This is a genomic window from Streptomyces pristinaespiralis, assembly GCF_001278075.1.
Classification (GTDB): domain Bacteria; phylum Actinomycetota; class Actinomycetes; order Streptomycetales; family Streptomycetaceae; genus Streptomyces; species Streptomyces pristinaespiralis.
Genome location: NZ_CP011340.1, coordinates 5,016,090 through 5,029,389, shown reverse-complemented (window position 1 = coordinate 5,029,389; position 13,300 = coordinate 5,016,090). Strand labels below are relative to the sequence as shown.

Annotated in this window: 12 protein-coding genes and 1 pseudogene; 8 read left to right on the top strand and 5 right to left on the bottom strand. The window is 70.7% G+C overall.

Annotated features, from left to right (window positions below):
* Positions 1-803: 803 nt before the first annotated feature.
* The 3 genes and pseudogenes from SPRI_RS21435 to SPRI_RS21425 all read left to right on the top strand — a co-directional run bounded on the left by SPRI_RS21435 (position 804) and on the right by SPRI_RS21425 (position 2,042).
* Positions 804-1,270, top strand: a pseudogene (locus SPRI_RS21435) (PLDc N-terminal domain-containing protein).
* A 24-nt stretch (positions 1,271-1,294) separates the two neighbouring features.
* Entirely contained in the window at positions 1,295-1,741 is a 447-nt protein-coding gene (locus tag SPRI_RS21430) for a DUF7144 family membrane protein (RefSeq protein WP_005316355.1), read from the top strand.
* Between the two features lie 37 nt (positions 1,742-1,778).
* Positions 1,779-2,042, top strand: coding sequence for a hypothetical protein (locus tag SPRI_RS21425; RefSeq protein WP_005316351.1), 264 nt, complete (start codon positions 1,779-1,781; stop codon positions 2,040-2,042).
* Between the two features lie 62 nt (positions 2,043-2,104).
* On the opposite strand, the gene SPRI_RS21420 is transcribed toward SPRI_RS21425, so the two are convergent.
* A complete protein-coding gene (locus tag SPRI_RS21420; RefSeq protein WP_005316348.1) occupies positions 2,105-2,911 on the bottom strand; it encodes a DUF1963 domain-containing protein in 807 nt (268 codons plus the stop codon).
* A 227-nt stretch (positions 2,912-3,138) separates the two neighbouring features.
* On the opposite strand from SPRI_RS21420, the gene SPRI_RS21415 reads away from it, so the two are divergent.
* Positions 3,139-4,005: a GNAT family N-acetyltransferase gene (locus SPRI_RS21415; RefSeq protein WP_037774421.1), complete on the top strand. Its 867-nt coding sequence runs from the start codon at positions 3,139-3,141 to the stop codon at positions 4,003-4,005.
* A 66-nt stretch (positions 4,006-4,071) separates the two neighbouring features.
* Positions 4,072-4,257: a DUF1737 domain-containing protein gene (locus SPRI_RS21410; protein WP_005316342.1), complete on the top strand. Its 186-nt coding sequence runs from the start codon at positions 4,072-4,074 to the stop codon at positions 4,255-4,257.
* Between the two features lie 48 nt (positions 4,258-4,305).
* Here the strand turns inward: SPRI_RS21410 and SPRI_RS21405 are convergent, their stop codons facing one another.
* From SPRI_RS21405 to SPRI_RS21390, 4 genes are all read right to left on the bottom strand, one after another.
* The gene (locus SPRI_RS21405) at positions 4,306-4,812 is read right to left on the bottom strand and encodes a hypothetical protein (protein WP_158685184.1); all 507 of its coding nucleotides are present in this window, start codon (positions 4,810-4,812) and stop codon (positions 4,306-4,308) included.
* A gap of 118 nt (positions 4,813-4,930) precedes the next feature.
* Positions 4,931-5,884, bottom strand: coding sequence for an adhesin (locus tag SPRI_RS21400; RefSeq protein WP_238996240.1), 954 nt, complete (start codon positions 5,882-5,884; stop codon positions 4,931-4,933).
* Between the two features lie 109 nt (positions 5,885-5,993).
* Positions 5,994-7,919: an MFS transporter gene (locus SPRI_RS21395; protein WP_053557185.1), complete on the bottom strand. Its 1,926-nt coding sequence runs from the start codon at positions 7,917-7,919 to the stop codon at positions 5,994-5,996.
* Positions 7,920-8,085: 166 nt separating this feature from the next.
* Complete coding sequence (locus SPRI_RS21390) at positions 8,086-10,731, bottom strand: D-alanyl-D-alanine carboxypeptidase family protein (protein ID WP_053557184.1); 2,646 nt, start codon at positions 10,729-10,731, stop codon at positions 8,086-8,088.
* A 220-nt stretch (positions 10,732-10,951) separates the two neighbouring features.
* Between SPRI_RS21390 and SPRI_RS21385 the strand changes: the two genes are divergently transcribed.
* The 3 genes from SPRI_RS21385 to SPRI_RS21375 all read left to right on the top strand — a co-directional run bounded on the left by SPRI_RS21385 (position 10,952) and on the right by SPRI_RS21375 (position 13,236).
* Positions 10,952-11,683: a GOLPH3/VPS74 family protein gene (locus SPRI_RS21385; protein ID WP_005316328.1), complete on the top strand. Its 732-nt coding sequence runs from the start codon at positions 10,952-10,954 to the stop codon at positions 11,681-11,683.
* 302 nt (positions 11,684-11,985) lie between these two features.
* Positions 11,986-12,855, top strand: a complete 870-nt coding sequence (locus SPRI_RS21380) for a helix-turn-helix domain-containing protein (protein ID WP_005316325.1) — start codon at positions 11,986-11,988, stop codon at positions 12,853-12,855.
* A gap of 171 nt (positions 12,856-13,026) precedes the next feature.
* Positions 13,027-13,236, top strand: a complete 210-nt coding sequence (locus tag SPRI_RS21375) for a DUF397 domain-containing protein (protein WP_005316323.1) — start codon at positions 13,027-13,029, stop codon at positions 13,234-13,236.
* Positions 13,237-13,300: the final 64 nt, after the last annotated feature.

Genomic DNA, 13,300 nt, shown 5'->3' with positions numbered 1-13,300 from the left:
CCAACGCTGACATCAACGACTACGCACAGCCGTAGCTGTCGACGATCGCCCATGGCCTCACGGCAGGCGGATGGACCCCAATGCCCTCGGATGGCTCGAACTCCTAAAGCGGTGGCTTCCTTGCAACCAGCGGCAGTGGCCAGCTGGCGCAGGCCACGAGTGCGCTGCCGTCCTCGGTGAGGAAGAGCAGGGTGAACCGTGTCCGATTGTCAGGATCGATCAGCGCTGTGCGCACAGGCCGGCCATATTCCCTGATGAGCCGCACTGCTCGCTCCAGGCCAGGAGGTTCGAATCCGCGCATCCGCATGCGCTGAAGTCGGCGACTGAAGACTCCGGCATGGGCACCAGTGGGTTGTACCCGCTCCTCCACCGAGTAGGGGGCGCCTCTGCGGAGGGCGGCCAGAGCTATCACGGACGCCTCGTCATCACCGATCAACAGCGATTCCAGCACATGCCGTTCCATGGTCACCCCGTTTGGATCACGCGATACAAGCAGCCAGGTACCGCAACCCTAGTAACCGCCCCCGCACGGTAGCGTCCCTCCGGGCCCGCCCAGCAGCCGGTATGACCCCCGCTGACCGATCCCGCTGGAGCTACGGATCAGAAGGTGACCGTGCCCCTGCCGTGCCCGATCGCTCGAGAACACGAAGCGGCCCGGTGAGCGCGTGCGGCACTCCGGGCAGGGACGCCGGCCGCGGCCACCACTCTCACCCGCGCCGGGTGATGTCGTGCGGTGCGCCCCATGAGCACTCTGAAGTCGGTACGGAACATCTGCCGGGCTCCGCCCGGGACGGAGGACCGACATGAGCGCACAGATCTATCTGGCGTACGACTATCCGCTGCTGGGTGCCTTCTGGACGCTGCTGCTGTTCTTCCTGTGGATCATGTGGTTCGTCCTGCTCTTCCGCATCATCACCGACATCTTCCGTGACGAGGGAATGAGCGGCTGGGCGAAGACCGGCTGGCTGGTGTTCTGCATCCTCCTGCCCTTCCTGGGCGTGTTCGTCTACGTGATCGCCCGCGGCAGGAACATGGGTCGCCGTGAGATCGCGCAGGCCCAAGCACAGCAGGAGGAGTTCAACTCCTACATCAGGAGGACCGCGGCCGGCGGCCGGTCCAGCAGCGTCGACGAGCTCGCCCGGCTCTCCGAGATCAAGGACCGGGGCGCCATCACGGACGAGGAGTTCCGCAGGGCGAAGGAGCTGGTCCTGCCGGTCACAGCCCGTCGGACAAGGCGGGGCCCACCGGTGCCGGTACCTCCGCGCACTGAAAGCACACATGAAACGAGGTCAAGATGACCGCGACACACACACGCCCGGCGCGCGACGCGAGGCAGGGCTGGGCGACCGGTCTCACCACCTTCGCAGCCGTGATGCTCTTCCTCGTCGGTCTGCTCGATGTCTTCCGGGGCATCATGGCCATCGCCGAGGACGACGTCTTCGTCACCACGCCCGACTACGTCTTCGAGTTCGATCTCACCAGCTGGGGTTGGATCCACCTCGTCCTGGGCGTGCTCGCCATGATCGTCAGCGCCGGGCTGCTCAGGATCTCGACATGGGCGCGCATCACCGGCGTTGCCATCGCCGGACTCGTGATCATCGCCAACTTCCTTTCCCTGCCGTACTACCCGCTGTGGTCCGTCGTCATGATCGCCATCTCCGGCTTCATCATCTGGGCCCTGTGCGTGGTGGAGCCCGACGGCGACCTGTACGACCTGTCCGGGGAACGCCGGACGCACTGACGCTGGATACGGGGGCAACGGGACGGAGAGACACCTCATGACTTACACCGGTACAGACAAGGCGCACAAGTCGTTCCTTTCCCGCCCTGGCGTCCGCCGCCTCGTACCGTTCGCCGTGGTCACCGCGATCGCTCTGGTCTTCATCTTCGAGAACCGTGCGAGTGTCGAGATCCGCCTCCTCATCCCGATGGTGACCATGCCCCTGTGGGGTGCCCTCCTGATCGCCTGGGGCCTCGGCGTCCTCGCCTGCGTCGTCACCGTGCGTCGACGGTCGCACCGGCACTCCGGACGGCCGAAGTGAGCCTCTTACCGCGCATCTGCTCCATGGCCGCGCGGCCTCACCCGTCAGTGCCGTCAGTGCCGTCAGTGGCAGTCGAAGCGCCAGTCCCACGGAAGGCCCGGGCACTCGCGGCAGTGGAAGAAGTAGACGCCGCCGCAGTCGCCCAGCTGGATGTCACCGGTGACGGTGAGCAGGTGCTCCATGCGGTGCCCGCCCTCGCAGTCCGGCCAGTCGGCGGGCTGCGTCCAGGCGGGCCAGCCGCCGACCTTCGTCGCGATGACGTTGGAGTCGGGCGGCCACATGGTGTGGCCCGTCGGCAGGCGGAAGCGCGGTTCCCAGGTCTCCCGCATGTCCTCGGGCAGGTCCTGCCGGCTCGGCCAGTCCTCCGCCGTGACCGGGGACAACGTGGACGGTTGCGGCATGTTGTCCTCGTCGTACTCCCCCTCGCCCGCCACGGGGACCTCGGCCGGCAGGCCGCCGGCCACCACCTCCGCCTCGTTGCGCCAGTACAGCTTCGGCATCACCGGCCCGGGATCCTGCTCGTGGATCAGCGCGCACCACACCAGCTGGAGCAGGTCCTTCCCCTCCGGGAACTCCAGCCCGGGCACGTCCCGGGCGAACAGCTGGAGGATCGGCACCATCGGCACCGCGCCGGGGACGATCTCGGTGTGGTTGCGCAGGTCGGGCCCGTACGTCCAGTGGTCTTCCTGCGCGCAGTACGGCCAGGGCTCGTCCGCCGGCCACAGCAGACGGCCTCCCAGCGAGCTCTCCCGCACGCCCGGGTCGCCGGGCTCCGGGTTGAGGAGGGTGGTTTCCCGGGCAAGGCCCGCGTACTCCGGTATCAGGGTGCGCAGATCCTTCGCGGGCGGCTCGGGTGTGTCTGCGGGCATCGTGGCTCCTCGAGGCGGCGTGCGAACGTCGACGGACGTGCGGGCACTTTTCAGCGGGACGTGCGGGCACGCTAGTACGTGCCGCCGACAGCCCCGTACGGGAGCGGCCGCCGCGGCGCCCCGTCGCCGCCGGGACCGGCGTGCTCGTTCGCTTTTTGCACACCGGACGGAGCGGGCGGAGCATGGAGGGGAGGAGGCAGTCCTTCCCGCGCGGTGCACCGAAGGAGATGAGGACCGTGGACCTCGTCCTGCGCCCAGGTACGGCGAACGACGCCGCGGAATGCGGCAGGATCTGTTACGAGGCCTTCGCCGGAATCGCTCATGAGCACGGCTTTCCGCCGGACTTCCCCAGTCCCGATGTGGGTGTCGCGCTGATCGAGACGGCGCTGACCCACCCGGGTTTCTACAGTGTCGTCGCCGAGCTCGACGGGCGGATCGTGGGAAGCAACTTCCTGGACGAGCGCTCGCCGACCGTGGGGGTCGGCCCCATCACCATCGATCCAGGTGTTCAGAACCAGGGTGTCGGCAGACGGCTGATGCAGGATGTGATGGACCGGGCCGCGGAGCGCGGGGCGCCGGGGATCCGGTTGCTGCAGAGCGGGTACCACAACAGGTCGTTCTCGCTGTACGCGAGCATGGGTTTCGTGTTCCGGGAGACGGTGGCCTGCGTGCAAGGGGAGGCGATCCTGCGGGAGATACCGGGACACCCCGTCCGGGAGGCCACGGACGCGGACCTCCACGCGTGCAACGAGCTGTGCCGGCAGGTGCACGGCGTCGACCGTGGCGGCGAGGTCGCCGATGCGCTCAAGCAGGGCACGGCCCGTGTCGTCGAGCGCGAAGGACGCGTGACCGGGTACGCCACGGACCTGGCGTTCTTCGCCCATGCCGTCGCCGAGACCACCCCGGACCTGCAGGCGCTGATCGCCTCCGCGCCCGCCTTCGGCGGACCCGGCATCCTCGTGCCCGCGAGCAACAGCCTGCTGCTGCGGTGGTGTCTGGCGAGCGGCCTCGGCGTGGTGCAGCTGATGAGCCTGATGAGCGTCGGCCTCTACAACGAGCCCGAGGGCGCCTACCTGCCCTCCATTCTCCAGTGACGTGGACCGACCCGATCAGAACGGCCAAGGCGCGGGGCGGGCACGGGCTTTGAGATCCTTGGCGCCATGAGCACACCTCCCGACGGCCTGCCCGTCTACCGCGTTCTGACCGGGCCCGACGACGCGGCGTTCTGCCGTCGTGTCAGTGAGGCCCTCGCCCTTGGTTACCGGCTGCACGAAGGGCCGGCCGTCACGTTCGACGGGGACCGGGTCGTCGTGGCGCAGGCCGTGGTCTGGCCCGACGAGTCGTAGGCCGGGGCCGGCGGAGGGAGCCCGGGACGGACGGAGGGCCGGGTCGGGTCACCAGCACTCGTCGCGGTCCCAGCGGCCCCCGCCCGGGTGGTCGCGGTCGTCTCGGCAGTCGTCGCGGTCCCGCCAGGTCTCGGACGGGCTGGGGGCGGATGTCGGCGTGGCGGCCGCCGTGGTGCTGCCGGAGGACGGCGACGAGGAGGCCAGCGCCGAAGCCGTGGCCGTGGCCGGGGTCGAGGCCGAGGAGGACGCCGGGGCCGAGGACGTGCCCGGGGACGAGGCCGGGGACGAGACGGGCGGCCCGCCCTCGGCGGACGAGGGGCCGGGGTCGCTCGGGGTGGGCGACGGCCGGTCCGTCGGGGTGATCAGGTTGGGACGTCCGCCGACCTCGATGTCGGCCACGGGCGCGGGCTCCCCCACGGTCTCGCCGCCGCCGTCGCCGAGCATCAGCGCCGCGCCGCCGAGCAGCGCCCCCGCCCCGAGTACGGCGCAGAGGCCGAGCAGCACCTTCGGGCGTGACGGGGCCCGGTGACGGCCCGGTGTCCGAGCGCCGGGCACCGCGCACGCCTCGCACGCGCGGCCGTCGGGTCTGCATCCCTCACAAAGCATGACGGACACTATGCAGCACTGCCGTGCCCGCCCGTGGGCAAGGGGTGGTTTCGTTCGGCGAGAGGGCTCACGCGCGGCATTCCGCCCGCATCTGCGCCGCCGCGTGGTGCGCTCCGGTGCGCTCGCCCTCCCCCCGGTCCACGCCCCTGTCGACGAGTTGGACGGTCAGCCGCTGGTCGTGGACCGGCACCTTCTCGACGACCAGTCCGCTGCCCCGCAGTTCGGTCTGGTCGATCTCGAAGACCTTGACGACGCTGCCCGGGTCGTCGGGGTCCGACAGCACGTTGTACGTGGTGGGGCGGCCCGCCACGTCCTGATCGCGCGGGCCGGCGGGTACGACGACGGCGACCGAGCAGGTGTCGTAGCCGCTGCCGACGTACCAGGACCATGTCGCTCTGCCGCCGCTGTCCTTGGTGCTCCTGCCGGACATGGGGACCGCCGTGAAGCGGCCGTCGCAGCCGTCGCCGCGGTGGCCGCCGGAGCTGACGGTGTACCAGCCGTCGTCGCCGTCGCTGAAGCGGTTCTCCTCGCTGTAGAGGCCGCCTCCGGTGCAACCGGGCCCGGCCCAGGCGGAGTACGCGGGTCCCCGTGCCTCCTGGGGCGGTCGGACCTTCGCGGGCGGCTTCGGGGTCGCCTGCCGGGGCGGTGGGGACGCCGCGTCACTCGGCGGGTCCGCGGGGGCGATGCGCTGCGGTGCGCCGCCCAGATCGCCGATGTCGTCGCCCGCACCGCCGGCCGGGCCGCCGCGGGAGGCTTCCGAGGCCTGCGAGGTGTCCCCGTAAAGGTCCGCGGCCGAGACGGTCAGGGCGGCCACCGCCACCACAACCGCCCCTGTCAGCAGGAGTTTGTTCCTGCGGGAGAGCAGGAGGAGGCGTCCGGGCAGGGCCCGTCCCGCCGGCCGTCCGTGGCCGGGGTGGCCGGCCGGTTCGCGCCCGGCCGTGTCACCACCCGCCCCGCACGTCCGGCAGTTCGTACCGGGCAGGGCCCGTGTGCCGTCGCCGCCGCATTGTTCGCACGCCATGTATTCGCACCTGCATCAGTGGACCGACCGATCGGTATGCCGAGCGCGTCCACTATGCACGAGCAGCGGAACGTCAGGTAGGTGTTAACGCGGGTAAGGGCGAAAGGATCTAGCGGAGCTCGTCGGGGCACGGCGTTCCGCGGGGGAACTGGTAGGGGGCCGCGAGCCGGTAGGTGCCCGGCCGCGGGGCGAGGAGCTCGGTCCACTCGTCGCCCTCCGTGTCCTCCTCCGCCTTCAGCAGACAGCCGTTGGTGTTGACGAAACTCCTGGGTCCGTCCTCGCGCGCCTGCGACTCCGGCGTCTCCTGCGGGCCCTCGACGCCCTTGCCCTCGCCGTCCACCAGGCTCAGCCACGGCGAGTAGGGGACGCGGATCAGCACCCGGCCCGCGTTCTTCACATGAATGGTCAGCTCCCCCGCGCCCGCGTGGTCCACGGTCGCCGGCGGCTCCGCGATCGGCGTCGGGTTCTCGACCGCGAACAGCTGCCAGTTGGCGTCGCCCCAGATACGGGTCAGATACGGCTGCCCCGCGCGTACGAGCTCCGCCTCCTGCTCGGCCCCGCTCGAGTCCGGCGCCCCCTTGGGCAGCACCACGTAGTGCACGGCCCAACGATCCAGCCAGGCACGGTAGTCCGCGGAGGTGAGGACCTTCTTCTTGTCGTAGAAGAGCGGGTTGCGCTTCATGTCGGCCTGGCGGTTCCAGCCGCGGGCCAGGTTGACGTACGGGGCGAGGGCGGAGGCCTCCCGGTGGCTGCTCGCCGGCACGACCTCGACCCGGCCGCGCTCGGCGTTCACCTCCTGGAGCCGGTTGATCAGCGGCGCGAGCTCACGGTTCCAGGACGCCGTCGGGGCCGTACGGACGATGTCGTCCACGCCCTTGTAGCCGATCCAGGTGTTGAGCCCTATGACGGCGACGACGACGGCGTACCACTTGCGGGAACCCGGCACGGTGTACGGCAGGGCGGCGAGCAGCACCACGCCCGCGAAGAGCATCGGCAGCCTGGAGACGTTGGACCCGATCTGCGAGTCGATCGCCCATGTCAGCAGCGTGCCGACGGCGTAGACCGCGGCGCCGGTGCGGACGGTGCGCCACTCCTTCGGTACGAGGAAGAGCACGAGGACGCCGTAGACGAACGGGAGCGACGTCGACCAGATCGACATGGGCTGGGTGCCGGAGAACGGGAACAGCCACGCGGACAGCGCCACGACCAGCACCGGCGTGAGGCCGATCGCGTACGCCCCGGGACGGCGGCCGTTGAGGAACAGCGCCGCTGCGACCACGCCGAGGAACAGGCCCGCGACGGGGCTCGCCGCGGTGGCGAGACCGGCGAGCGGCGCGGCGACGGCGGCCTTCGCCCAGCGGTAGTGGCGCAGATGGTGCGGCCAGCAGAAGACGGCGCCGACCGCGCCGAGCGCGAACATCATGCCGAGGCCGAAGGTGACCCGGCCGGACAGCGCGTTGCACAGGAACGCGAAGACGCCCACGAGGGAGCACGCCACCGGATTGCGCACGGCACGTACCCGCACCAGCATCAGCGCGGTCAGCGCGGCCGACACGGTACCCGCGAGGATCATCGTCGTCCGCACGCCGAGCACCGACATCAGGTACGGGGAGACCACGCTGTACGAGACGGGGTGCATGCCCCCGTACCAGGCGAGGTTGTACGCCGAGTCGGGATGACGGCCGACGAACTCGGCCCAGGCGTCCTGGGCCGCGATGTCGCCGCCGCTGTTGGCGAAGAAGAAGAACCAGAGCAGGTGCACGAAGGCGGCTGCGGCCGTCGCGAGGGCGACGGGGTGACGTGAGAGGCGGTCGCGTACGCCCGCGAAACGGCCGGGCGCGGGGATCGCTGCTCGGCGGGGCTCGGGCGACCTCGAAGGGAGCGGGATTCGCGGACCGGTGCCGACGGCGACGCCGGCCTTGTCCCGGGCGGCGGCCGAGGCGCCGACGGCGGGCCGATCGCCGCCGGCCGCACCCACGGTCCTGCCACGGGTGCTGCTGCTGCCGTCCGCCCGTGTCGGCTCAGCGGTGGTCACTGCGGCTCTCCCCGTCCTGTCCTGCTCCGCCGTCGTCCTCCCGGCCGGCCGTGCCTCGATGCTCGCTGTTCGCTTCTCGTTCCTCAAGACGCTGCCCGGGCGCCCCGAGTTGCCCCGGGACGCTAGCACGCGGGCGCCCCGGTCTCCCGGGACACCCGCGCGACGGTCAGCCGAGGCGGGTGAGCTTGGCGCCGAAGCCCGGCTCCGACAGGTCCTTCTGCAGGGCGACCGGGGCGCTGACCTTGCCGACGCCCTCACCGACGGACACCTGGCCGACGACCGTTCCCGCCTTCGCCGCGTGCGGGACCGCGCTGCCGTTCTCCGCGATCTCGACCTTCACCTCGAGACCGGCCCAGCCGACGGCCTTCAGGTCCTTGGTGGCGACGAGGGGCGTGCGGCCGCCGAGGCCGTCGTCGACGTGTCCGACGACCTGACCCTTCTTGACGACCACGGCCGAGGTGACGGCCTCCTGGGCCGGCGGGATCAGCGCGACGCTGTAGTCGATCGCCTTCTCCAGCTTCTGCCACAGCGCGGGAGCGTCCTGCGCGCCCATCACTATCCCGACGATGCGCCGGACCTCACCGTCGACGACGGCGTTCGCGGACCAGAGCAGGTTGCCGCCGGCCGGCGTGGACGAACCGGTCTTGATGCCGCCGACGCCGTCCATCAGCAGGGCGCGGTCGTTGTTGTTGCGGATCTTGCCGTCGATGCCCGGGATCTCGATCCGCGTCGTGTTCACGATCTCCCTGAACACGTCGTTCTCCATGACCGCCTTGCCCAGCTTGATCTGGTCCAGCGGGGTGGAGACGGTGGTGGCCTTCAGACCGCTCGGGTCGGTGTAGGTGCTGTTCGTCATGCCGAGGTCCTTGGCGGCGTCGTTCATCTTCTTGACGAACGCCTCCTCGGAGCCGGCGTCCCAGCGCGCCAGCAGACGGGCCGCGTTGTTCCCCGAGGGGATCATCAGCAGCTGGAGCATCTGCTTCTCGGTGAACTGCTGGCCTTCCTTGATGGGAGCCGTCGACTCGCTCTTCGCCTTCGACTCCTCCTCGGCCTTCTTGTCGACGGTGATCTTCGGACCGACCTGCTTGCCGGTGATCGGGTGGTCCCTGAGGATCACGTACGCCGTCATCGTCTTCGCGACGCTCGCGATGGGAGCGGGCTTCTGGGCGCCGTACTGACCGAGACTGCCGACGCCGACGACCTCGGCCGCCCCCTGGCCCTCCGCCGGCCACGGGAGTTGGAGCTTGCCGCCCTCGAAGGTGTAGGTCTCCTCCGCGGACAGCGCCAGCGTGGGGTCCGGAAGGGGACGTACGAGCTGTACGACCGCAAAGACGACCAACAGGAGCAGGACCAGCGGCGTCCAGATCTTGACGCGCCGCACCACCGTGCGAACGGGCGTCTGCGGCGGCGGGGGCGTGTTCGTCAGCTCGGCGAGCAGGTCGAGCGGGGGCAGCGGCGGCATCGGCTGCTGCTTGGTCCGCTCGGCCTCGACGAGCGACGCGGGGGTACCGGACGCGGCCGGGAGCGGCTGCGCCGGTGTGGCCGGCGCGGGCGCGGCCGGGGCGGACGGTGCGGCGGCCTTGGGCGTGCTGGGCGCGGCGGGTGCGGGGCGTACGTCGTCGCGGCGCAGCGGCACGAACGTGCTGGTGCGCTCGGCGCCCCTCTCCGGCTCCGGCCCGGACGCGGGCCGGGACGCCGGACGGGGCTGCGGCCGGGACTGCGGCCCGGACTCCGGCTTCGCTGTGGACGCGGGAAGCGGGGGCACCTTGAGGGCGGTGGTGGGCTGGTCGACCGCCGGGCGTCGCAGCGCCTTGAACATGGTCGTCGGCTGGTCGACTCCCTGCCCGCCGGTCTCGGCGGGGGCGTCGTCTTCACCCTTTGCTTCCGCACCGTCCGCGGCTTCGGCTTCGCCGTCTTCGGCGTCTTCGCCGCCCGACGGGGCGTCCGCCGCCGCGGACGCGGACACCGGCGCGGACGCGGACACCGGCGCGCTCCCGGACCCGGGCGCGCCCTCGCGATCGGCGTCTCGGTCGGTGTCGGTGTCGCCGTCTGACGAGCCGTCGGCCGCCTCGGGCCGTTCCGCTGCCGCCGCGTCGCCGGCGCCCGCGTCCTCGGCGGCGTCAGGTGCCGCCGCGTCGGCCGGCTCCGCGCCGTCCGAGGCGTCGGACGCATCGGCCGCTGTGGCGGAAGCGGTGTCGCTCGCCGTGTCGCCCTCGGGAGCGGCGTCGCCGGCCGGACCCCCGGCGGAGCCGGCGGCCACGCCGGACTCCGCAACGGCCTCCGCGGCGGCCGGCGCCTCCTCCGGCACCTCCGCGCCCCCCTCGGCCTCGCCGTCCCGCGAGACGCCCTCAGAGCCACCCGCCGAGCTCTCCGGCGCCTCGGAGCCCTCAGAGCCACCTTGCGGGCCCTCGGCGCCCTCGGAGTTCCCGGAGCCTTCGGAACTCTCCGCGCCGTCCGGGTCCGCCGAACCGTCCTCCGGCTCGTCCGCCGTCGCCACCCACGCCGCAACCGCGGCGCGCAGGCGTGCGTCATTGCCCGAAGGGACTGCCTCCGACTCCTCCGGCGCGGTCGTGGTCCTGAAGACGGCCGTCGCCTGGTCCACGGGTGCCGGGCGTTCCGTCATCTCGTCCGTCGCCGTCGTGGAGGTGTCATGGCCGGAGCCTCGTCCCTGCGCGGCATCGCGCTCGGGAGACGGCCCGCGGAACACGGTGAGACGCGGATCGCGCTCCTCCTGAGTCGTCTCCCCCGACGACTTCCGCTGCTCCGACTTGTCGGGGGACTCGCCCGCCACCGTGCCTCCTCCATGAGTCATGTGCCCTGCGCCATGCGTATGTCTTCACGGACACCAGGAACCGGCGGCCCGCCGGGGCCCATGGTGTCCGAACCATCTACCAGTGTCCTGTGTGAGCGCTTGGCTCCCGTGCTAGACGAGAACGACATACCTATCGGTTCCCTAACAAAGCACCCAGGCGCCCTCGACAGACCAATGTGAGAGGGGTCACCCTGTCATTCATCCACGCGGGGAGGCATGGATGGGCAGGAGCCGCAGAACACTTCCGGAGGAGCTTCTGCTGCTCGCTCTGGACCCGGCAACGGGTACCACAGCGCAGCCGCAGTCGCTCGACCTCGGCCTGGCCGGGGCACAGCTAGTAGAGCTGGCTCTGGCAGGACGGATAGCCCCAGACGGGGATCGTATCGCCGTGGTGATGCCACGGCCGACAGGAGATCCGACCCTGGACTCCGCACTGGAACTGCTGCGCAGACGCGGCAGCCCGGTACGGGCGGTCCACTGGATCGGCGGGCCCCGGCTGGGGCTGCGCCAGATTTACCTCTCGCATCTGGAGCGGTGCGGCATGGTGCATGCCGTGGCGGGCCAGATGTGCGGAGTTCTGCCGACGACTCGCTACCAGGCGACGGACACGGCGATCAGCCGGGACATCAGGGCCCGGCTGGACAGTGCGATCCGCACCGGTGTACCGCCGGACCCGCGGACCGCGGCGCTCGCCGCACTGGCCCACGCGGTCGGACTCGGCAAGCACCTCTACCCAGGCAACGAAGGGCGTTCCTCGCGGTCCCGTCTGCGGGACCTCATCAGGCACGACCCGATGGGCGGCCTCGTCGCGCACGCGGTGATGGACGTCCAGAACGGTGTGGCCGCCCAGCCGCGCCGTGCCCAGCCGGCGGCCCCCGCAGGCCGCCAGCCGGGACCTGTACCGATGCAGCCACGCCGCAGCAGCATGGCGGCACGTGTCGTCGCGCACTGAGCACGGCACCGCAACACCGCACCACCCGACACCCCGGAGCAGCACCGCGGAACCGGAGCGCTGAAAGCGCCGTAGTACGGAACCGCGGTGCCGCGCAGCAGAACCGCCGCACCGTCGTCCTGGGCGGCCGGTTCGGGAGCCGCAGGAAGAACGCGCGGGGCAGCCAGGAGGCTGCCCCGCGCGTTCGTATGTGTAGCCGCAGCGTTCGCGTGTGTAGCCATTTGGCAGCGCAGCGACCACCATTGGTGGCAATCTGCTCAGCAGTAGATACGCACAGCTACGCAGTCGGAGGTGCAGTACCCGTGGCGTCCAACGTCAATCCCACCGTCAGGAGACGCCGATTGGGGCAGGAGCTGCGCCGGCTCCGGGAGCTGAAGGGCATGACGGCCGAGGAGGTCGCGGAGCGCCTGCTCGTGTCCCAGTCGAAGATCAGCCGGCTGGAGAACGGCCGCCGCTCCATCAGCCAGCGCGACGTCCGTGATCTGTGCGGGGTCTACGAGGTCGAGGACCACCGGATCGTCGACTCGCTGATGCAGATGGCCAAGGACTCCCGCCAGCAGGGCTGGTGGCACGCCTTCGGTGACATCCCGTACAGCGTCTACATCGGTCTGGAGACCGACGCGGCCAGCCTGCGGGTGTACGAACCGCAGGTCGTTCCCGGCCTGCTGCAGACGCGGCAGTACGCGGAGGCCCTCATCGCCGGTGCGCTGCCGGAGAGCGGCACGACCGACATCGAGAAGCGCGTCAGTGTCCGGCTGCGCCGCCAGGAGCGGATCAGGGACGCGGAGCACCCGCTGCGCATGTGGGCGGTCATCGACGAGGCGGCGCTGCGCCGGCAGGTCGGCGGCCGGCAGCTGATGCGCGAGCAGCTCGAGCACCTGGTGGAGCTGTCGCAGCGGCCCCATGTCACCGTGCAGGTGCTGCCGTTCGAGATGGGTGCGCATCCGGGCGTCAACGGTCAGTACGCGATCCTGGAGTTCCCCGACACCTCCGACTCGAGCGTCGTCTACATCGAGGGCGTGACCAGCGACCTCTACCTTGAGAAGGCGAACGACGTGCAGAAGTACAGCGTCATGTACGAGCACCTGCGCGCACAGGCCCTGAACGTGGAGCAGACGCGTCAGTTCATCGCGTCCATCGCCAAGGAATACACCCAGGGAGACGCCGCCTGACCGAGGCGGCGGAACGGTACACCAGAGGCACCGTGTGACGGAAGAGTCGCATGGAATATGCCATCCGGTCGAGTGAACGCCCGTCTCGCGCACCCCTGTCGGCGAGTAGCGTCGATCACGCCAGCGAGAACGTTGGCTCGAATCACACCACTTGCCGGAAGCGGAGCGAACATGGCAATCCTTCAGGGCGCGACGGAGAGCTGGACGAAGTCCTCGTACTCCACGGGAAACGGCGCTTGTGTCGAGGTCAAGTCCCCTGTAGTCCAAGCGGTCTCCGTCCGGGACTCGAAAGTCCCCGCGGGCCCGACGATCACCTTCGTCCCCGAGTCGTGGAACGCGTTCGTGAATGAAGTGGGCGACGGCGCGTTCGACCTCGGCTGAGCGCGTCACCGCCCGCGGTACGAGTTTGCGAGGACTCGGGCGACACCCCGCACCACGACAGTAC